At 72.0% G+C, this 18,988-nt stretch carries 17 protein-coding genes and 2 pseudogenes; 9 read left to right on the top strand and 10 right to left on the bottom strand.

Going from position 1 to position 18,988, the window contains the following annotated elements:
- Window positions 1-21: 21 nt before the first annotated feature.
- The 3 genes from EV375_RS21990 to serC all read left to right on the top strand — a co-directional run bounded on the left by EV375_RS21990 (window position 22) and on the right by serC (window position 2,362).
- Window positions 22-237 carry a hypothetical protein gene (locus tag EV375_RS21990; RefSeq protein ID WP_130301148.1) on the top strand — a complete coding sequence of 72 codons (216 nt, stop codon included), beginning with the start codon at window positions 22-24 and terminating at the stop codon, window positions 235-237.
- Between the two features lie 19 nt (window positions 238-256).
- Entirely contained in the window at window positions 257-964 is a 708-nt protein-coding gene (locus EV375_RS21985) for a DUF1990 family protein (RefSeq protein ID WP_130301147.1), read from the top strand.
- Between the two features lie 279 nt (window positions 965-1,243).
- Window positions 1,244-2,362 (top strand): phosphoserine transaminase, encoded by a 1,119-nt coding sequence (serC, locus tag EV375_RS21980; RefSeq protein WP_130301146.1) that lies wholly within the window; start codon window positions 1,244-1,246, stop codon window positions 2,360-2,362.
- 78 nt (window positions 2,363-2,440) lie between these two features.
- On the opposite strand, the pseudogene EV375_RS29860 reads toward serC, so the two are convergent.
- Window positions 2,441-2,725: pseudogene (locus tag EV375_RS29860) on the bottom strand (ABC transporter permease); the annotation flags it as partial.
- A gap of 52 nt (window positions 2,726-2,777) precedes the next feature.
- On the opposite strand from EV375_RS29860, the gene EV375_RS21975 reads away from it, so the two are divergent.
- On the top strand, window positions 2,778-3,116 hold the full coding sequence (locus EV375_RS21975; RefSeq protein WP_486588636.1) for a TetR/AcrR family transcriptional regulator C-terminal domain-containing protein: 339 nt from the start codon (window positions 2,778-2,780) through the stop codon (window positions 3,114-3,116).
- A gap of 82 nt (window positions 3,117-3,198) precedes the next feature.
- Here the strand turns inward: EV375_RS21975 and EV375_RS21970 are convergent, their stop codons facing one another.
- The gene (locus EV375_RS21970) at window positions 3,199-4,266 is read right to left on the bottom strand and encodes a hypothetical protein (RefSeq protein WP_486588635.1); all 1,068 of its coding nucleotides are present in this window, start codon (window positions 4,264-4,266) and stop codon (window positions 3,199-3,201) included.
- Window positions 4,267-4,383: 117 nt separating this feature from the next.
- Between EV375_RS21970 and EV375_RS21965 the strand changes: the two genes are divergently transcribed.
- Window positions 4,384-5,385, top strand: a complete 1,002-nt coding sequence (locus EV375_RS21965) for an aldo/keto reductase (RefSeq protein WP_130301142.1) — start codon at window positions 4,384-4,386, stop codon at window positions 5,383-5,385.
- A gap of 117 nt (window positions 5,386-5,502) precedes the next feature.
- Here the strand turns inward: EV375_RS21965 and EV375_RS21960 are convergent, their stop codons facing one another.
- The 4 genes from EV375_RS21960 to EV375_RS21945 form a co-directional block, all read right to left on the bottom strand.
- On the bottom strand, window positions 5,503-6,048 hold the full coding sequence (locus EV375_RS21960) for a GNAT family N-acetyltransferase (protein ID WP_130301141.1): 546 nt from the start codon (window positions 6,046-6,048) through the stop codon (window positions 5,503-5,505).
- A gap of 197 nt (window positions 6,049-6,245) precedes the next feature.
- Window positions 6,246-6,875, bottom strand: a complete 630-nt coding sequence (locus EV375_RS21955) for a 2'-5' RNA ligase family protein (RefSeq protein WP_130301139.1) — start codon at window positions 6,873-6,875, stop codon at window positions 6,246-6,248.
- 124 nt (window positions 6,876-6,999) lie between these two features.
- Window positions 7,000-8,475, bottom strand: coding sequence for an MFS transporter (locus EV375_RS21950; protein ID WP_486588634.1), 1,476 nt, complete (start codon window positions 8,473-8,475; stop codon window positions 7,000-7,002).
- A 124-nt stretch (window positions 8,476-8,599) separates the two neighbouring features.
- Entirely contained in the window at window positions 8,600-9,067 is a 468-nt protein-coding gene (locus EV375_RS21945; RefSeq protein WP_486588633.1) for a MarR family winged helix-turn-helix transcriptional regulator, read from the bottom strand.
- 138 nt (window positions 9,068-9,205) lie between these two features.
- Between EV375_RS21945 and EV375_RS21940 the strand changes: the two genes are divergently transcribed.
- Window positions 9,206-9,451: a ribbon-helix-helix protein, CopG family gene (locus EV375_RS21940; protein ID WP_130301135.1), complete on the top strand. Its 246-nt coding sequence runs from the start codon at window positions 9,206-9,208 to the stop codon at window positions 9,449-9,451.
- Here the strand turns inward: EV375_RS21940 and EV375_RS21935 are convergent.
- Window positions 9,414-10,301 (bottom strand): annotated as a pseudogene (locus EV375_RS21935) (solute carrier family 23 protein); the annotation flags it as partial. The gene EV375_RS21940 and the pseudogene EV375_RS21935 overlap by 38 nt on opposite strands.
- Before the next feature lie 176 nt (window positions 10,302-10,477).
- On the opposite strand from EV375_RS21935, the gene EV375_RS21930 reads away from it, so the two are divergent.
- The 3 genes from EV375_RS21930 (at window position 10,478) to EV375_RS21920 (ending at window position 13,846) form a co-directional block, all read left to right on the top strand.
- The gene (locus EV375_RS21930; RefSeq protein ID WP_130302028.1) at window positions 10,478-10,735 is read left to right on the top strand and encodes a DUF2530 domain-containing protein; all 258 of its coding nucleotides are present in this window, start codon (window positions 10,478-10,480) and stop codon (window positions 10,733-10,735) included.
- A gap of 264 nt (window positions 10,736-10,999) precedes the next feature.
- Window positions 11,000-11,293, top strand: coding sequence for an ANTAR domain-containing protein (locus tag EV375_RS21925; RefSeq protein WP_130301133.1), 294 nt, complete (start codon window positions 11,000-11,002; stop codon window positions 11,291-11,293).
- Between the two features lie 21 nt (window positions 11,294-11,314).
- Window positions 11,315-13,846 (top strand): HAD-IC family P-type ATPase, encoded by a 2,532-nt coding sequence (locus tag EV375_RS21920; RefSeq protein ID WP_130301131.1) that lies wholly within the window; start codon window positions 11,315-11,317, stop codon window positions 13,844-13,846.
- A gap of 25 nt (window positions 13,847-13,871) precedes the next feature.
- On the opposite strand, the gene EV375_RS21915 is transcribed toward EV375_RS21920, so the two are convergent.
- The 3 genes from EV375_RS21915 to EV375_RS21905 form a co-directional block, all read right to left on the bottom strand.
- A complete protein-coding gene (locus EV375_RS21915) occupies window positions 13,872-14,795 on the bottom strand; it encodes an aminoglycoside phosphotransferase family protein (protein WP_130301129.1) in 924 nt (307 codons plus the stop codon).
- Between the two features lie 49 nt (window positions 14,796-14,844).
- The gene (locus tag EV375_RS21910) at window positions 14,845-15,492 is read right to left on the bottom strand and encodes a dihydrofolate reductase family protein (protein WP_130301127.1); all 648 of its coding nucleotides are present in this window, start codon (window positions 15,490-15,492) and stop codon (window positions 14,845-14,847) included.
- Between the two features lie 84 nt (window positions 15,493-15,576).
- A complete protein-coding gene (locus EV375_RS21905; RefSeq protein ID WP_130301125.1) occupies window positions 15,577-18,897 on the bottom strand; it encodes a sacsin N-terminal ATP-binding-like domain-containing protein in 3,321 nt (1,106 codons plus the stop codon).
- Window positions 18,898-18,988: the final 91 nt, after the last annotated feature.

Raw genomic sequence — 18,988 nt, 5'->3', positions numbered from 1 at the left:
ACGACAGGACGGGAGGCCGAGATGCACACCGGACTGCTGTTGCGAAAGCTGGGCCTGCGCAGCTGGCACCTGGAAGCCGCGTCCCTGGGCTCGATCGGACTGTGCATCGCGCTGTGGTCGCGGGCGGCGAGCGTCGACCAGGACGACCGGGGCAACGCGGAGCGGCGAGCGCTGTTCGTGTCCATGTGGGCGCCGACTCTGTGGTTGATGAGCCAGTCCCTGAGGGAGTTCGACTGACCCCGAAAGCCGGGCCCGGATGATCCGTGAGCGACGCCTGCACGGCGACCGTGCCCTCGCGTCACTGCGGGCCCTCGAGGGCCTTGACGTCAACTACCGCCGTGCGCCCACCGCCCGCCGGGCCCCCGCCCCCGGCACCGGCTGGTTCATCGACTCGCTCGTACGGTCGCTTCCCGCGGAGCCCCCCGGCGCCCCCACGTCCGGCGGCACGTGGGAGACCGCCTGCCGGCTGGTCCGGGACTACCGCTTCGCGGAGCCCCGCATCCTGCGCTCCCTCTTCCGCGCCGACGCCCCCCTGTCGGGCCGCGACATGCTGCTCGAAGCGCGCTTCTGCGGCCTGCGCTTCGACATGGGGGTGCGCGTCGGCTCCGTCACCGACGAGACCCTGGGCACGGGAAAGCGGGCGCGCAGGGTGTGGGGGTGGGGCTATCAGACCCTCCAGGGACACCTCGAACAGGGCGAGCTGCGCTACGAGGTCGTCAAACACCTGCACACCGGTGAGGTCTCCTTCGTCATCACGGGCTACTCGCGGCGGGCACCCATCCGCAACCCGGTGATCCGCCTCGGCTTCGCGCTGTTCGGCCGCCGCACACAGCGCCGCTTCTACCGCCTGAGCGCGGCACGGCTGCACCGGCTGGTCCGGCAGGAGCTGCGCGGCGTCCCAGCTCCGGCCAACGAGAGCCACCCCGCCGATGGCCGCTTCGTGATCGCTCCAGGACGGCGGTGAGCGGATCTCCCGGCCGGGCCGCAGGACCGGTGCTCCATCCCGCACGCACAGGTCGCCCCACGGACGATTGAACACGGCATGAACGGAGACCCGCACCAGTACATCCCGCAGCGCTGTGCGCGATGAGGTGGCGACAGTTGAGAAGACAGCTCCGTCACCGCCCTCCACGGGGGCACATGCCTCCCGTGGAGGGGCTCGCACTCCTCCACGGGCCCCGGGCCCGTCTCACCGGCTGGACCTCATGCCGTGCCGTGTGAAGGGACGCACTACCCTGCCCCTGTGGCTGATCTCCAGATTCCCGCAGACATCAAGCCCGCCGACGGCCGGTTCGGCTCGGGCCCGTCCAAGGTACGCACGGAGGCGCTGAGCGCGCTGGCTGCCACCGGCACCTCGCTTCTCGGAACCTCACACCGCCAGGCCCCGGTGAAGAACCTGGTCGGCCGGGTGCGTGAAGGCGTCAAGGAGCTGTTCCGGCTGCCGGAGGACTACGAGGTCGTCCTCGGCAACGGCGGCACGACCGCCTTCTGGGACATCGCGACGCACGGCCTGATCGAGTCCAGGTCGCAGCACCTCTCGTTCGGTGAGTTCTCCAGCAAGTTCGCCAAGGCCTCCAAGCAGGCCCCGTGGCTCGGCGAGCCCACGGTGATCGAGTCGGAACCCGGCACCCACCCGGTCCCACGGGCCGAGGCCGGGACCGACGTCTACGCCCTCACCCACAACGAGACCTCGACGGGCGTGGCGATGCCCATCGCGCGCGTCCCCGGTGCCGACGACGGCTCCCTGGTGCTCGTCGACGCCACCTCCGGAGCGGGCGGGCTCCCCGTCGACGTGCGCGAGAGCGACGTCTACTACTTCGCCCCGCAGAAGTCCTTCGCCTCCGACGGCGGCCTGTGGATCGCCGTCTTCTCCCCGGCGGCCATCGAACGCGCCGAGCGCATCGCCGCATCCGACCGGCACATCCCCGCGTTCCTCGACCTGAAGACCGCGATCGACAACTCGCGCAAGAACCAGACGTACAACACCCCCTCCGTCGCCACCCTCTTCCTGCTGGGCGACCAGCTGGAGTGGCTCAACGGCCAGGGCGGTCTGGACTGGGCCGTGCGCCGCACCGCCCAGTCGTCGCGGACGCTCTACGGATGGGCCGAGGACGCCAAGTTCGCCTCGCCGTTCGTCTCCGACCCGGAGCAGCGTTCGCAGGTCATCGGCACGATCGACTTCAACGACGACATCGACGCCGCCGCGGTCGCGAAGGTGCTGCGCGCCAACGGCGTGGTCGACACCGAGCCCTACCGGAAGCTGGGGCGCAACCAGCTGCGCGTCGCGATGTTCCCCGCGATCGAGCCCTCGGACGTCGAGGCGCTCACGCGCTGCGTGGACTACGTGATCGAGAACCTGTAGCTGACCGAAGCGAGTCGGGAGGCGGGCCCGGAAGCCGGACGAACGGCATCCGGGCCCGCCTCACGCTTGCCGCCGGCGTCAGGTCGAGAGGCGCTGGAACTTCCGTACCGCGAGCGGCAGGAAGACCGCCGTGATGAGCACCGGCCAGAGAACGGCCATCAGCGCGGAGTGCTGCTCGATCCAGCTGCCTCCCGTGGGCAGCGGGTTGCCGTACAGCTCGCGTACGGCGTTCGAGGTGGAGGAGACCGGGTTCCACATGGCGACGGCTCCCAGCCAGTCCGGCATGAACGCGGGCGGGGTGAAGACGCTGGAGACCATCCCGAACGGGAACGCCACGGCGAAGAGGTTGCCCGCCGTCTCCTGTCCCTGGCTGCTCCAGGTCAGCCAGGTGCGTCCCGTCCTCGGACCCAAGTCCATGGCCGGTCTCGAGTTCGCGCTGTCGGCGCTGGAGGACGTGCCGCTGACGGGCCAGGAGAAGATCGGCCTGCTCGTCGCGCTCGACGCATACATCGTGGGCGCGGCACGCACGCACGTGCTCCAGAAGGAGGCCGCGGCACAGACCGGTCTCTCGGACGAGGAGTTCTGGACGGCCCAAGTGCCCTATCTGGAGCGGGCCATGGAGACCGGCGAGTACCCGCACATCGCCGCACTGCCCGAGGACGCCTTCTCGATGAGCGGCGAGGACGTGATGCGGTACGGGCTCCGCTCCCTGCTGGACGGCTTCCAGAAGCTCATCGAGAGCAGGGAAAGCTGAGTCCCCCGCGGCCGGCAGGTCCTCGGCGAGCCCGTGGCGGGCGCTGCTCCGGCCCGGATGCCCGGCGCCGGGTGACGTCGAGTCAGCCGCGCCGCCGGAACAGGCGCCGCAGCAGCGTCCACAGCACGACGGCCGCCGCGACCGCCGCCCCGCCCACGACGACCGTCTTCTCGTCGACCTTCACGTCGTCACCGCCGCTCGCGGCGCCGCCGCCATTCGCGCCGCCGTCCGGCCCCCGCTCTCCGGCCGCGACGCTCTCCGGAAGCAGCTCCCCCTCCAGTTCCAGCGGGTCGACGGTGCTGGCCCTGCCCTCCGAACCGCACATCAGGGTGCGCCCGTCGGCGGTGAAGGTCACCGACTCGCCCTGCCCGGCCATGGGCACGCTGACGGGGGTGTCCAGCGCCTCGGGCTTCCCGTTCCGCCAGCGGAACATCTCGCCGCCGAAGTAGCCGCGCAGCACCAGCCGCGTCCCGTCCGGCGAGAAGGCGCCGTCCGTCGCCCAGACCTCGGTACGGGCGACGCGGCGGAAGACGTTCACGCCCGACGCCGACAGCTGTGCCGGCCCGGCGTAGACGCCGCCCTTCTTGTTCTGGCTCTTGCTGGCGATGTAGACGCGTCCGGTCTTCGGGTGGACCATCAGCGACTCGGCGTCGCGCGGACCGTCGGCGTAGCGCACCGTGTAGCGGGTCGGCGTCACCGTCACATCGCGCAGCTTCTCCGGCTCGCGGAAGCGGTAGATCCACACCTCGCTCCAGCCGCCGCCCAGGTTGTCCCCGATGTCTCCGACGAACAGATCGCCGCCGGGCCCCGCGGAGATCGCCTCCACATCACGCGGTTCGACGCCCTCGAGGGTCACGGTGGCGACGGTCCTGCCGGTGGAGGAGTCCACGGCGTAGATGTAGGGCCCGTCGTCGGAGTCGTTGTGCGTCCAGTAGATGCCCTTGTGCGTACGGCTCGCCGCCAGCCCGCTCGACTCCGTGATGCGGGGGTCCTTGATGCGGAACGCGCCCCTGCCCTCCTCACCCCCGGCCCTCGCACCGGGCGCTACGGGCGCCGCCGCGGAGGCCCCCGCCGCCGGCCCCAGTGCGAGCAGTCCAGCTGCTCCCCCGACCCCCACTGCCGCTGCGGCGCGGCGCCAAAGCACAGACATGGACACAGTCTCGCGTACGGGAGCCTGTCGGCGCCTCCAGTCCGGGAGCCGTGGACGACCTCCCGCCCGGCGTGCGGCCTTGCTTCGAGCTCGCTCCAAGGGCTTGGCTCTACAGCCATGGAATTCACGCAGCTCGGCCGCACCGGCCTCAAGGTCAGCCGGATCGTTCTGGGGACGATGAACTTCGGACCGCAGACCGACGAGGCCGGCAGTCACGCCATCATGGACTCTGCGCAGAGTGCGGGCATCAACTTCTTCGACACCGCCAACGTGTACGGCTGGGGCCCCGACAAGGGCCGCACCGAGGAGATCATCGGCAGCTGGTTCGCCAAGGGCGGCGACCGCCGGGAGCGGACCGTCCTGGCCACGAAGGTGTTCGGAAGCATGGCCGCGGAGGGCGACAGCACACCCAACCAGGACCGGCTCTCCGCGCTCAACATCCGGCGGGCCGTCGACGCGAGCCTCAAGCGGCTCCGCACCGACCACATCGACCTCTACCAGTTCCACCACGTCGACCGCATGACGCCCTGGGAGGAGATCTGGCAGGCCATCGAGGTCCTGATCCAGCAGGGCAAGATCCTCTATGCGGGTTCCTCCAACCACGCGGGCTGGCACATCGCGCAGGCCAACGAGACGGCGGCGCGACGCGGGATGTACGGGCTCGTCAGCGAGCAGTGCCTGTACAACCTCGCCGAACGCCGCGCCGAGATGGAGGTGATCCCGGCGGCGCAGAGCTACGGCCTGGGCGTGATCCCCTGGTCCCCGCTCTACGGCGGCCTGCTCAGCGGCGCGATCCGCAAGGCGGGCGGCGCCGGCGGTACGGGAGGAGCCGGCAAGGGCCGCTCCGCGGACGCCCTGGCGAGGAGGGCCGAGCTCCGCGAACAGGTCCAGCGGTACGAGGATCTGCTCGCCGAGCACGGCCTCGACCCGGGTGAGACGGCCCTGGCCTGGCTGCTCACCCGTCCCGGCGTGACGGGCCCGATCGTCGGCCCGCGCGTCCCGGAGCAGCTGGAATCCGCGCTGCGTGCGGTGGAACTGAAGCTCGACGACGGACTGCTCGCCGCGCTCGACGAGATCTTCCCGGGCCCGGGGCCGTCACCGGAGGCGTTCGCCTGGTAGACGTCCGACAGCCGCGGCCCCGTGCCCCGAGGGCAGGCACGGGGCCGCTCCCCTCCGCGGGGAGCCGGTGCGGTGACCGCACGGCCACCGCACGGCGAGCTGTCCGGCGAGCGTCCGTCACGGGCGGCGCGCGTCACCGCGGGAGATGCGGAACAGCACATTCGGACGGAGCGGTCCTTCCGGTGCGGACGTGTCGTCGAAGTCGGCTCCCCTGTCCCGGGTCATGCCGATCCTGCGCATCACCGCCTGGGAACGGAGGTTGGCGGCAGTCGTCACGGCGAGAATCTCCGGCAGTTCGAGCGTCTCGAAGCCATGGGCCAGGACTGTCCGCGCGGCCTCCGTCGCGTAGCCGTGGCCCCACGCCGACCGGGCTAGCCTCCAGCCGATCTCCACTCCGGTGAAGGGCATGCCGTCGTCCACCTGATCCAGGCCGGCGAAGCCGATGAACTCGCCCGTGGCCCGGATCTCGAGTGCCCACCACCCGTAGCCGCGCCGGTCCCAGTCGGCCTCGAACCGCGCCACGGAGGCATCGCTCTGTTCACGGGTGAGCAGGCCGCCCAGGTGCCGGCGGACCTCCGGATCGGCGTTCATCGCCGCCCACGGTTCAAGGTCGCAGTCGCGCCATCGGCGCAGGGTGAGGCGATCGGTGTGCAGTTCCGTCATGGTGCCCAGCCAACGCGAGCTCCCGCCCCGGGGGCAATCCGTTTCCCCGGGGGAGGGTGGACCCTGGGCGCCGACCACAGGACTCTAGGCGCCGACCGCAGCTGCGACGGCCACCACGATGAGCATCAGCACGAGCACACCGCTGACGATGCGCGTCCTCGTCTTGGTATTCACGCCCCCAACCGTAACCAAGTCCGTCACCCGCCCAGCGGCCAGGCCGCGATCTGCTCGTAGCGGGGCTGCTCTCCCTGCACACCGCTCTCCGGCAAGTTGCTGCGTACGAGCGCGAGTTCGCCGGCGGTCCAGGGCTCACCCGCGAACTCGTCGAGAGCCGCGGTGTAGGCCCGCAGATCGAACGGGCGCGACCGGGCGCGGGCCAGCGTCAGGTGGGCCCGGAACCTGCGGGGATCGTCCGTGCCGAGTCCCACGCGGCGCCCGGCGGCGGCGGTGGCCGTGGCGAGCATCCGCACGCCCTCGCCGCCGGGCCGGTGGCCCGCGCCCTCGTACGCCGCGGGAGGCTCCGCGCCGGAGGGTGCGCCCGTGACGGCGGCCCACAGCGCCCGGTGCCCGAAGTGGCCCCCTCCCGCGATGCGCAGCCCCAGCGGCCGGCCGCGCCGGGCCGCGCGCGAAAGGCGTTCGTGCAGCTCGTCCAGCTGCCCTCCGCCGACCTCGCCGTAGAAGGCGAGCGTGATGTGCCAGTTGGCCCGCTCGGTCCAGCGCAGGTGCCCGCCATCGTCCATGGAACGCAACTCCGCGACCTTGTCGGCCAGTTGACCGGATGCGTCGAGTACGTGGTCCGGGGGCAGCAGAGCCGTGAAGAGTCTCATGTCTCCAGCATGCCGCCGCCGCGCGGGGTACCGGGGTCGGGCGCCGGCCGCCGGCGGGGCCGTTCCGTTCGGCGGCCGGCGCCGGTGCCGTGGGCCCCGTGCCGGGCGCGACGCCCGGCCGCCCCTACGCGGCGGAGGTCACCTTCTCCCGCTCGGCGCCCCTCGCCTCCCGCGGCACGAACCTCACGTGCCGGTGGCCGCGCCGCAGGTCCACGCGGAGCCGGAGCCCTCCGGCCCGTGCCAGCGCCAGGCCGACGCCGACGGCGACCACCGCCGAGATGATGCCGCCGGAGAGGAAGCCGATCCGGGGACCGAAGGTGTCGGTGACCCAGCCCATGAGCGGCCCGCCGATCGGCGTGCCTCCCATGAAGACCATCATGTAGAGGCTCATCACCCGGCCCCTCATCGCCGGGTCGGAGGCCATCTGCACGCCCGAGTTGGCGGTGACGTTGAAGGTCAGCCCCATGATCCCGATCGGCGCCATCAGGGCGGCGAAGAGCCAGAACGACGGGGAGAGCGCCGCCGCCGTCTCCAGCAGGCCGAAGACCAGCGCCGCCCCGGCCATCAGCCGCATGCGGGTCACGCGCCGCCGCGCGGACAGCAGCGCCCCCGCCACGGAACCCACGGCCATGAGGGTGTTGAGCAGCCCGTACGTCCCGGCGCCCTCCTCGAAGACCCGGTCGGTGAAGGCGGTGAGCCAGATCGGGAAGTTGAAGCCGAAGGTGCCGACGAAGCCGACGAGGACGATCGGCCAGATCAGCTCGGGATGGCTGCGGACATAGCTCAGCCCTTCCCGCAGCTGGCCCTTGCTGCGGGGCACGCGCTCGATGCGGTGCAGCTCGCCGGTGCGCATCAGCAGCAGGCCGGCGAGCGGAGCGACGAAGGACAGGCCGTTGAAGAGGAAGGCCCAGCCGCTGCCGACGGCGGAGATCATCACGCCGGCGATGGCGGGCCCGACGAGGCGGGCGCTCTGGAAGTTCGCGGAGTTGAGCGAGACCGCGTTGCCTATCTGTTCCGGGCCGACCATCTCGGAGACGAACGTCTGCCGGGTGGGGTTGTCGAGCACCGTCGCCAGACCGAGCACGAACGCCAGCGCGTAGACGTGCCAGACGTGCACCTGGCCGCTGAGGGTCAGGGCCGCGAGCGCCAGGCCCGTCAGCCCCATGACGGACTGCGTGATCAGGAGCAGCTTGCGCTTGTCGCACCGGTCGGCGATGACGCCGCCGTAGAGCCCGAAGAGCAGCATGGGCAGGAACTGCAGCGCCGTGGTGATGCCGACGGCGGTGGCCGAGCCGGTGAGGCTGAGCACCAGCCAGTCCTGGGCGATGCGCTGCATCCAGGTGCCGGTGTTGGAGACGGCCTGGCCGGCGGCGAAGAGCCGGTAGTTGCGGATGCGCAGCGACGAGAACATCGAGGGCCTGGGAGCGGGCTTTCCCTCCGTGCCCGGCGTGTGCCGGTGCCGCTTCCCGCCCGCGGCGATCGCCGCGTCCCGCGGCTCGTTCCGTGCGCCGTTCAGTGGGTCGTGCTGTGGGTTCTGTGGGTCGTGCTGTGGCTTGTCATCTGGTGCGGGTGCGGAATCTGTTCCGTGGCCCGTACTCAAATCGCCTTCGCCTCCTCATTCGTCCGCGTCGTTCGTCTCCGTCTTGCCGTACTGCTCCCCTACTCCTTTACTCCTTACGGGTGTGCCGCAGGTGCTCCGAGAGCTCCCCCTCAGGGCTCCCCGGCTACGAGTGCGCCAGCTTCTCCAGCACGGGTGCCGCGGCGCGCAGCCGCTCCCATTCGTCATCGTCGAGGCGACCGGCCAGTTCGGCCAGCCAGGCGTTCCGCTTCTCGCGGCTGGCGGCGAGCATGGACTCCGCGCGCCCGGTCTGCGTGACCGTCTTCTGGCGGCGGTCGTCGGGGTGCGGCTCCAGCCGGACCAGCCCCTTCGCCTCCAGCATGGCGACGATCCGGGTCATCGAGGGGGGCTGGACGTGCTCCTTGCGGGCCAGCTCGCTGGGCGTCGCGGAGCCACAGCGGGCGAGTGTGCCCAGTACGGACATCTCCGTCGGGCTCAGCGACTCGTCGACCCGCTGGTGCTTCAGGCGCCGCGAGAGGCGCATGACGGCGGTGCGCAGCGAGTTCACCGCTGCCATGTCGAGCTCGCTCGCTGTGCCCGCGCCGCCGGTGCGGCGCTCGGGTGTTTCCGGCATGTTGTTAGCGTAACTCATTACTTGCCCTAAAGAACAGGCCGGGGGCCTGGTCACCGTCCGTCCACCAGCTCACACATACGAGTGACATCGCACGGAAATCTGACACATCACCCCCGGCCCGCCCGGGACCGTTGAGGCATGAATCCGACGACCTCGAAGGTGCTCAGCCTGCGGATGGACGGTGAACTGTTCGACCGGCTGCACACCCACGCCGCCAAGCGCGGCATGAGCGTTCAGGACTACGTGGTCCGTGCGCTCGTGCGCGACGACTTCGACGAACGGCTCCAGACATCCGTCGAGGAGGCCGAGCGCTTCTTCGGCTCGGCCGGCGTGCGGCGCCGGCTCGCTAAACGCCCAGGGCCTGCTCGATCGGGTCGAGCATGAAGTAGACGAGGAAGCAGGCTCCGACGACATGCAGCAGCCACGGCACCTGACGTATCTGCCCCGTCACACCCTTGAGCAGGATGAAGGCCAGCACGCCGAGGCCGATCCCGTTGGTGATGCTGTAGGTGAACGGCATCGCCACCACCGTCAGGAAGGCGGGAACGGCGATCGTGAAGTCGCCCCAGTCGATGGAGCCGACGTTCGACGCCATGATCAGGAAGCCGACGACGACCCGCGCAGGAGTGGCCGCCTGCGACGGCACGATCGTCGCGAGCGGGGTGAACACGAGGGCGAGCAGGAAGAGGCCGCCGGTCACGACGTTGGCGAGGCCGGTGCGGGCGCCCTCGCCGACTCCGGCGGTGGACTCCACGAAGCAGGTGTTCGCCGAGCACGAGCCGAATCCCCCGCCCGCGACGCCCACGCCGTCCACCATCAGAATCCGGCCCATCCGGGGCAGTTGGCCGTTCTCGTCGGTGAGCCCCGACTCCTCGCCGACGCCGATGATCGTGCCCATCGCGTCGAAGAAGCCGGACAGCAGCACGGTGAAGACGAAGAGGCAGCCGGTCAGCAGCGCGACCTCCTGGAAGCCGCCGAACAGGCTGACCTGGCCTATCAGTCCGAAGTCGGGGGTGCTCACCAGCGATTCCGGCACCTTCGGCACATCCAGGCCCCAGGCCGCGGCAGGGACGTCCGCCACCGCGTTGACGGTGATCGCGACGACGGTCATGGTGACGATGCCGATCAGGATCGCGCCCCTGACCCTGCGGACCATCAGCACGAACATCAGCGCCACCCCGAGCACGAAGACCAGCACGGGCCAGCCCTGGAGCTGCCCGCCCTGACCGAGCCCGGCCAGCTCCAATTGGTTGCAGTATGAACAAATAGCTCCGCGGAATTCCATCTCCGCGCGTAGAACCACCGCCCTCCCGCACTTTCCCGGCCCTCGATAGGCTGTGCCCTGCCGACGGCGCGGGATGAGCGGCGCCGGCCGAGCGAACGTGAGAGGAAGCTGCGGCGATGGGCCTCATGAACCGGTGGACCGACGGCCAGCGCGAGGCCCCCGAGCCGCTCGAAGGCCCGGTCAGGGGCACGGTCCTGGTCGGCACCGGCATCTGGTTCGTCCTCTTTCTCGCGCAGCTCCCCTTCTACGGCTGGTACGAGGACCACGGGCACACCTGGTTCATCTGGACCTGTGCCGCGGGGGCCGGACTCGGCCTGATCGGCCTCTGGTACGTACATGTGCGGGAGCGGGCCCTGCAGCGGGACGCTCGCGACTCCGCCTGACGGAACCGACCCCGCGGCCCTGCTCCCGTCACCCCGCGCCCCTTCCCCTGCCGGGGGTGCGAGCCGGCACCCTCCGTCCGCGCCGGACTCCGGGCCCGCCCGGACGTGGCACCGCTGTCGCTCCGCCGACGCCGTCCGCCGTCGTCCGCTTAACTCCCGTTCACAGCACCGCTATGCGTATGATCACGCGGTAGGGCATATGCCCATCAGCCCCGCTGTGTCGGCGGTGCGTCACGGGTCACCCTGAGCTGAATAGGGGCAGGAATGGGCGACGCGGAGAATCCGCATGCCGAGCTGGAGCAGCTTCGCCGCGCCATGGCGACGCGCCCGGTCATCGACCAGGCACACGGTGTCCTGATGGCGGCCTACCGTTGCACGCCCGACTCGGCGTGGCACGTCCTCGTCACCGTCTCCCAGCACACGAACACCAAGCTCCACCATGTGGCCGCGGCGCTGGTGGAGACGACACAGGGCAAGGACCTCCCCGGCCACCTGAGCACCGCACTGAGGACGGCGCTGAAAACCGCATCCCGGGATCAACCAGGGCAAGGCGTATGAAACGCCCGTAACGTCTGATGCATGACGGAGCGGACGGGCGCCGCCGCCGGGACGGCTCCCGGAGACGGCCGGCAGCGCGGGCTCAGTGCCGCGGACGTGGAGGCGAGGACCGCTCGCGGCGAGATCAACGACGTACCCGTGCGCAGCAGCCGCTCGCTCACGGAGATCGTCCGCGCCAACGTCTTCACGCGCGTCAACGCCGTCATCGGCGCCCTCTTCCTGATCATCCTCTTCGTCGGGCCCGTGCAGGACAGCCTCTTCGGGTTCGTGATCGTCGCCAACACCCTCATCGGCATCGTGCAGGAGCTGCGGGCGAAGAGGACCCTCGACAACCTCGCCGTCATCGGCGAGGTGAAACCCGTCGTCAGACGGGACGGCGCATCCGTCCGTCTCAGCGCCTCGCAGATCGTGCTGGACGACCTCGTGGAGCTCCGGCCGGGCGACAAGTGCGTCGTGGACGGCGAGGTGACCGAGGCCGACGGCCTCGAGATCGACGAGTCCCTGCTGACCGGTGAAGCAGACCCCGTCGCGAAGCAGCCCGGCGACCCGGTCATGTCCGGAAGCTTCGTCGTCGCGGGCAGCGGCGCGTTCACCGCGACGCGGGTGGGGCGTGCCGCGTACGCCGCCCAGCTCGCCGAGGAGGCCTCTCGCTTCACCCTCGTCCACTCCGAGCTGCGCAGCGGCATCAACGATCTGCTCAAGTACGTGAGCTGGGTGATCGTGCCGACCGGGCTGGGGCTCGTGTTCAGCCAGCTCGTCGTCGAGCACGACGACCTGCACAGTTCCGTGCGCCGCATGGTCGGCGGCATCGCGCCGATGGTGCCCGAGGGCCTGGTACTGCTGACCTCGATCGCCTTCGCCATCGGCGTCGTGCGGCTGGGGCGCCGGAAGTGCCTCGTGCAGGAGCTGCCGGCGATCGAAGGACTCGCGCGCGTGGACATCGTCTGCCTGGACAAGACGGGCACCCTGACGGAGGGCGGAATGGACGTCGCGGAGGTGCGCGTTTTCGAGAACGGCACAGGCGACGCGGCCTCCGGGGACGGCGCCGGGAGCGGCCCCGGGAGCGGCGACGGTGACAGCGCCGGGGACCGGGACGGGGACGGCCACCCCGGTGCCGGCGGTCGCGGGGCCGCGGACACGGCCTACGTGGAGCGGGCGCTCGCGGCCCTGGGATCGGCCGATCCCCGCCCGAACGCGAGCATGCGGGCCATCGTCGACGCCTACCCCCTCGACGGGCGCGACGGCACGGCCTGGCGGACCGCGCAGTCGCTGCCCTTCTCCTCGGCCCGCAAGTACAGCGGAGCCACCTTCGTCGAGCACGACGGCACCCGCCGCACCTGGCTGCTGGGCGCCCCCGACATCCTGCTGCCGCCCGGCCATCCCGCACTCGCGGACGTCGACGAGCTCAGCCGCGAGGGGCTGCGGGTGCTGCTGCTGACCCGCACCGACCGCGTGGCGGACGCCCCCGACGCCGTCGACGGAGCCGTCCCGGCGGCCCTCGTCGTGCTGGAGCAGCGGCTGCGGCCCGAAGCCGGGGAAACCCTCCGCTACTTCGCGGAGCAGGACGTCACCGCCAAGGTCCTCTCGGGTGACAACGCGGTCTCCGTGGGCGCGGTGGCGGGCAAGCTGCGGCTGCGGGGCGCGCAGAACCCCGTCGACGCGGCCCGGCTCCCCGAGGATCCGGCGGGAATCGTCCGCGCGCTGGAGAGCGGCACCGTCTTCGGCAGGGTCTCACCGCGGCAGAAGCAGAGGATTGTCGACGCCCTTCAGGAACACGGGCACCACGTCGCGATGACGGGCGACGGGGTCAACGATGTGCTCGCGCTGAAGGACGCCGACATCGGCGTCGCGATGGGCACCGGCTCCGAGGCCACGCGGGCCGTGGCCCAGATCGTGCTCCTCGACGACAGCTTCGCCACGCTCCCCTCCGTCGTGGCGGAGGGCCGCCGGGTCATCGGCAACATCGAACGTGTCGCCCACCTCTTCCTCACCAAGACCGTCTACTCGGTGCTGCTGGCCCTGCTCGTGATCCTCTGGCAGGTGCCCTACCCGTTCCTGCCGCGCCATCTGACGCTGCTGTCGTCCCTGACCATCGGCATTCCCGCCTTCTTCCTCGCTCTCGCGCCCAACCGGGAGCGGGCCCGGCCCCACTTCGTGCGGAGAGTCCTGCGGTACTCGGTGCCGGCGGGGCTCGTCGCGGGGGCGGCGACATTCGCGACGTATCTGCTGGCCCGTGGCCACTACGCGGGGCGCGGGGCGCTGACGGCCGAGACGAGCGTGGCGACGCTGACGCTCTTCCTGGTCGCGATGTGGGTGCTCGCGGTCGTCGCGCGGCCCTACAGCTGGTGGCGGGTCGCACTCGTGGCCACGATGGGGCTCGCCTTCGTGACCGTGCTGGTCACGCCCGCCCTTCAGCGTTTCTTCGCCCTGGAACTGGTCGGCTGGGCGATGCCGCTGACCGCGGTGGCCGTCGCGGCGGCGGCCGTCGTGACGCTGGAGGTCGCCTGGTGCACCCTGCGGCGCCGGTGGGAGCCCGCCGGCGCCGCTCGCTGATCCACGAAGATCCGTCGGACGGCCCCTAGAACGCGTACCAGCGCACGGCCGTGTCCTCCTGCCGCAGCGAGGCGACGCGTCGTGCGAACTCCCGGCGCGCCGCCGGGTTTCCGGGTGCGTGCTGCGCGACCCACGCACAGGCCGCCGTCTCCCGGGCGCCGCGCAGCACCGCGCAGCCGGGCCACTCCCGCACGTCCCAGCCGTAGACCCGCACGAAGCCCGAGTAGGACTCCTCGTCCAGGCCGTAGCGGTCGAGGCTCAACGCCAGTACCACCAGGTCGTGTTCGCGCAGATCGTCGGAGAAGGTCTCCAGGTCCAGCAGCAGCGGGCCGTCGGGACCGACGTGGACGTTGCGCGGGAGGGCGTCGCCGTGCAGCGGACCCGGCTGCAGGACGGGTGTCAGTCCGGCGGCGGCGGACTCGAACTCGTCGCGCCGGGCCCGCAGATAGGCCGCGTCCGCCGGGGGCACCGCGTCCCCGGCCAGCCGCAGCCAGCGCTCCACGCCGGAGAGCAGGTCCCGGCGCGGCAGCTCGAACGGCGGGGCGGGCAGGGCGTGTACGAGCCGGAGCAGTTCCGCCAGGTCCGCGGGCACGGACTCCCGTCGGGCTTCGTCCAGACGCCGCCAGAAGGTGAGGGGATGGCCGTCGACGACGGTGACGCCGGACCGCGCGGCACGCACGGCGGGCACCTCATGCTCCTCCAGCCAGCCGGCGACGCGCAGTTCACGCTCGGCGCGCTCCCGCAGCGAGGGGTCGCGGCCGACGCGTACGACGACGGGTTCGGGAGCGTCCAGCGCGAAGACCGCGTTCTCGCCGAGCGCCAGGAGCCGGGCGTCCCCGGCCGGCTCACCGGCGGACGCGAGCACGTCCCGCGCCCGCGCCTCGGTGAACGGCCCCGCCACCGGCCGGTCCGCCGTCGCCGGCCGTTGCTTCTCCGTGCCGTCATCCATCCCGGCAGCGTAGGCGGTGGCCGGAGCCCGGATTCCCCGCCGTGGCCTGTCACTTGTCGTGAGCGTCGTCCTCGTCCGGCAGCGCGAAGTCGCCGTACTCCGGCGGTCCGGTGCGCTCGTAGGTGTGGATGGCGATTCCGGTTCCGGTGGTCATGGACTCCGTCAGCCTCATCGCCATCGGCCTCGACCCCTCCGCGAACAGCCGTCGTCCGTTGCCGAGGACCACGGGGAAGGTCAGCAGCCTGAACACGTCGACGAGGTCGTTCGCCATCAGGGACCGCGCGAGCACGCCGCTTCCGTGGACCTGGAGTTCTCCGCCCCCCTGATGCTGCTGCTTCAGCGCCGCCACCTGCTCGGGGACGTTCTCGCGCAGCAGCGTGGTGTTGTACCAGTCGGCGGACTTCAGCGTCGTGGAAGCCACGTACTTCGGGCAGCTGTTGAGCTTGGCGGCCACCGGGTCGTCGGGGTCGGTGACGCCCGGCCAGTACGAGGCGAAGATCTCGTACGTGCGGCGCCCGAGCACGAAGCCGCCCGCCTCGGCGAACGTCTTGGCGATGAAGGCACCCATGCCGTCGTCGATGTGGGGGACGACCCAGCCGCCCTGCTCGAAGCCGCCGCTGGGGTCCTCGGCCGGGCCGCCGGGCGCCTGCATGACGCCGTCCAGGGACACGAATGTGGTGAGCGAGAGAGTGGTCATGCTCTTCCGACCGGCCGGCGAGGCGGAACTCATCTGCCTCCGCACCGCGCGGCCGGGCCTCGCCCGGCCGCGGCCGCACACCGGTCAGTCGAACCAGCGTGCCCTCTCCAGCTCGGCCACCCGCTCCGGGTCCTCCAGCAGGGCCGCCACCTCGAAGCGGCGCCCCCAGCGGCCCGCCGCCCAGGCCAGACCTGCCGCCACGCCCTCCAACGTCGCCGCGTGCAGCACGCCGTCGGGGGTGCGGCGCCACTCCACGTCCGTGCCGTCGACGATCAGCTCGTCGTGCTCGCGGTAGGTGCGGGGCGCCCCGGGCAGCAGCACACGCACCGCCTCCGGCACGTCCCGCTCGGTGCCCTCCCCGGACTCGGCCGTGTCGATCCTGCCAGGGACCTCCTCGCTCAGCCTCGGCACGTCCAGCACCACTGCCAGGGCCGCGGCGTCCCGGGGGGCCACCGGCAGCAGCGCCCGGCCCTCCGCCAGCGGCATCAGGTCGGGCGCGTCCGCGATCAGCGCCTCGCTTCTCGGAGTGATCTCGACGGCGCCCTGCCCGCCGCGTACGGTGCGCAACTCCTCGGGCAGCGTGACCTCTTCGGGGTCCAACCCGGCCAGCAGCCCGTAGAGGCCGTGCAGTTGGGCGTGGGAGACCTCGGAGTCCGGGTCCGCGAGCCGTCCCAGCAGCTCCGCCGCGCCTCCCGGTTCCTCCAGCAGCGCCGCCGCGGTCGTGCGGATTCCCAGCGCCCGCAGCACCTGCGCATCGCCGAACCACGAGGTTCCGCCGGAGGCAGGCTCCCCGGCGGAGGCGGCCTCGCCGGCGGAGGGCGTCGGGGTGTCGCCGCCGTAGGTATGGGGCCTCCCCGCCGAAGGCAGGGGAAGGGAAGCGTCGGCCTCCTCGTAGAGCCCGTCCAGCAGCGGGTCCCCGCCTGCCGCGCGCAGGCCCGCGGGGCGACGCCCGTCCAGCACCGGGTGGCCGCGCAGCCACCACGCGGTGTACGGGCGGACCGTCTCCGTCACGCCGTCCGGCAGCAGAATCCGCACGGGCGCGGTCAGCGCGTCACGCAGCGGCGGCCTGGCGAGCATCGCCAGGGCCTCGGGCCAGCTGTCGTCGTCGACGAGGTCCAGATCGCGCACCGCGACGAGTTCGGAGGCGACGGGCGGCACCGCCACCTCCGACTCGGGGAGCTGGTCGAGCACGTCCTCGCACCACACGTCGACCGCGTCCAGCAGGCCCACGTCGTCGGGTTCCGCGAAGTCGCCCTCGCGGGGCTCCAGTTCGTCCGGGTCGAGGACGACGTCCGTGGCCCGTACGAGCGCGAAGTCCGCCTGCACACCGACCGCGGTGAGCGGCTGCTCGCCCCACCGCTCCGCCAACTCGGCGTCGCAAGCGGCGAGTTCACCTTCACGGATGACGCGCTCGAAGGCACTGCCGGGGAAGACGAGTTCGCCGGCCGGTGCGATCTCCCCGTCCTCGTCGGGCAGCGCCAGCGCGCCGAGCCACGGCTCGTCACCCGGCCCCAGCCGCGCGTCACGTACGAGCCCCAGCACGACTTCCGCCAACTCCTCCGCATCCAGGGGCCCTTCGTTCTCCGCACCGGGGCCTGCCTCCCACGGGGCCTCCCCGTCGAAGGCATGGGGCCTCCCCGCCGAAGGCAGGGGAAGGGGGACGCCGTCCTCGTCCAGCGACGCCGCGACGGCAGCCCGCACCTGCGGGGTGGTGAGCACCGCGCGCGGTGTCGCGCTCGTCGCGCCGAGCTTCTCCAGCAGCGGATGGACGGCGTCCTCGTGCGCGACCTTCAGCCCGAGACGGGCCAACTGCCCGGCCCTGCCCGCATCTGCCGACGGGCCGGGCAGCGGCAGCAGCACCTGGCGTGGTCCGATCGTCGTCCGCGCCGTTCCTCCGGCCAGCGGCACGGGAAGCCCGGTGAGCCGGTCCGGCTCCACACCGGCGAGCGAGTCGTAGAGCCGACGCCACCACTCCGGGGGCCGTACCACACCCGCGAGCCGGTCGATCACTTCGCCGAGCGGCACCCTCGCGACGTCCAGCGCACGCAGCTCCGCCCGCCGCTCCATTCCGGCGGGCAGCAGGCTGGGGAACAGCTCCGCCAGCACACCGACGGTGCCGGCGCCGGCCCCCTCCGCGATCTCCGCCTCACGCGGCCGCAACACGACGGCCTCGCCGTCCTCGTCCTTGCCGGCACCTGCGAGGAACGGCACCCCCGGAAGCCTCGACAGCAGCAACTGCCGCAGCTCTCCGTCGAGTTCGCCCTTCCCCAGCGGGCCCGGCACCAGATCCACCAGATCCGCCGTCACCGGCCGCCACTCGCGAAGCAGCCGCACATAGACGTCGGCGGCGCGCTCCAGCAGGAAGTCCCTCAGCGGGCCGGGCGCGACGTGGCGGCGCGTCGGTTCCAGCGGGAAGCTCGCGATCAACAGCGCCGGCAGGCCCAGCGGTTCGTCCGTCGGCGTCGGAGCATGGACGCAGGGGGCCGTGTGAGGCCGTACGGGAGAGCCGTCCTCCACCGGCACCGCCCACGTCACCGACCAGGCGGGACGCATCCGTTCCTCGACGGGACGGTCCTCCAGCAGGGCGCCCTCCACGACGCCGCTCTCCTGCGCCACGCGCCAGCGCCGCGCGCCGCCTCGGCCGTCGCCGTCGTCGCGGCGCACCTCGACGAACGGGCCGTCCACGTGGCGCGTCAGGGTGCGCACACCGTCGCCGGTCTCGACGACGACCTCGCACAGGCCGGGCAGCGTCAGCAGCAGCGAGTCGTCGGTCTCCGCGAGCAGCCGCTCCGTCAACTCCCGTGCGCCCACGTCCCGCAGGGGCAGCACCACTGCCGTGTCGTACCCCTCGGGTGCGCTGCCCTCCGCGGGCAACGGCAGCCGCAGCAGCGGCGCGTGGCCCTCGCGGCGGCGCAACTCCTCCCCGAGGGCGGGCGTGCCGAGCGCCGCTTCGCCGACCATCTCCCGCGCCTCGGCCAGCGACCACCGCACGCCGCCCGTGGTACCGACGACGGCGGGCTCGTCGCTGACCGCGAGCACCGCCGAGAAACCCACACCGAACCGGCCCACGGCGGCCGCGTCCTCGTCGTCGCGCTTCGCCGACGCGCGCAGCGTCGACAGCGACTCGACGCCCTCGGCGTCCAGCGGCGCGCCGCTGTTGGCGACGACGAGAACATCGTCGCGGAGGGTGAGCCTCAGCCTTCCCGGGGTGTGTGCGCGGGCGGCCGCGTCCGAGGCGTTCTGGGCCAACTCGACGACGAGCCGGTCCCGGTAGCCGCCGAGCGCCAGTTGCTGTTCGGCGTTGGCGTCCTCGCGGAACCGCGCGGGAGAGGCCGTCCAGGCGTCCAGCACACCCCGCCGCAGCCGCGCCGTGCCGAATGTGTCCAGCGGTTCTTCCTGCCCCATCGCCGTCTCCTTCGTCGCGCAACCGGCACCCTCGCCCCGCCGGTGACGGTACGGCATCGCTCCGGCGGCTCCTCCCCCGCCGGTTCACGTC

The organism is Streptomyces sp. CNZ301 (assembly GCF_004217425.1).
The sequence above is the reverse complement of the archived record's forward strand: the minus strand, read 5'-3'. Positions and strand labels throughout refer to the sequence as shown.

Coding starts and splice junctions, on each gene's coding strand:
- EV375_RS21990 (WP_130301148.1), top strand. CDS start 22: ATGCACACCGGACTGCTGTTGCGAAAGCTGGGCCTGCGCAGCTGGCAC.
- EV375_RS21985 (WP_130301147.1), top strand. CDS start 257: ATGATCCGTGAGCGACGCCTGCACGGCGACCGTGCCCTCGCGTCACTG.
- EV375_RS21975 (WP_486588636.1), top strand. CDS start 2,778: ATGGCCGGTCTCGAGTTCGCGCTGTCGGCGCTGGAGGACGTGCCGCTG.
- EV375_RS21970 (WP_486588635.1), bottom strand. CDS start 4,266: ATGTCTGTGCTTTGGCGCCGCGCCGCAGCGGCAGTGGGGGTCGGGGGA.
- EV375_RS21965 (WP_130301142.1), top strand. CDS start 4,384: ATGGAATTCACGCAGCTCGGCCGCACCGGCCTCAAGGTCAGCCGGATC.
- EV375_RS21960 (WP_130301141.1), bottom strand. CDS start 6,048: ATGACGGAACTGCACACCGATCGCCTCACCCTGCGCCGATGGCGCGAC.
- EV375_RS21955 (WP_130301139.1), bottom strand. CDS start 6,875: ATGAGACTCTTCACGGCTCTGCTGCCCCCGGACCACGTACTCGACGCA.
- EV375_RS21945 (WP_486588633.1), bottom strand. CDS start 9,067: ATGCCGGAAACACCCGAGCGCCGCACCGGCGGCGCGGGCACAGCGAGC.
- EV375_RS21940 (WP_130301135.1), top strand. CDS start 9,206: ATGAATCCGACGACCTCGAAGGTGCTCAGCCTGCGGATGGACGGTGAA.
- EV375_RS21930 (WP_130302028.1), top strand. CDS start 10,478: ATGAACCGGTGGACCGACGGCCAGCGCGAGGCCCCCGAGCCGCTCGAA.
- EV375_RS21925 (WP_130301133.1), top strand. CDS start 11,000: ATGGGCGACGCGGAGAATCCGCATGCCGAGCTGGAGCAGCTTCGCCGC.
- EV375_RS21920 (WP_130301131.1), top strand. CDS start 11,315: ATGACGGAGCGGACGGGCGCCGCCGCCGGGACGGCTCCCGGAGACGGC.
- EV375_RS21915 (WP_130301129.1), bottom strand. CDS start 14,795: ATGGATGACGGCACGGAGAAGCAACGGCCGGCGACGGCGGACCGGCCG.
- EV375_RS21910 (WP_130301127.1), bottom strand. CDS start 15,492: ATGACCACTCTCTCGCTCACCACATTCGTGTCCCTGGACGGCGTCATG.
- EV375_RS21905 (WP_130301125.1), bottom strand. CDS start 18,897: ATGGGGCAGGAAGAACCGCTGGACACATTCGGCACGGCGCGGCTGCGG.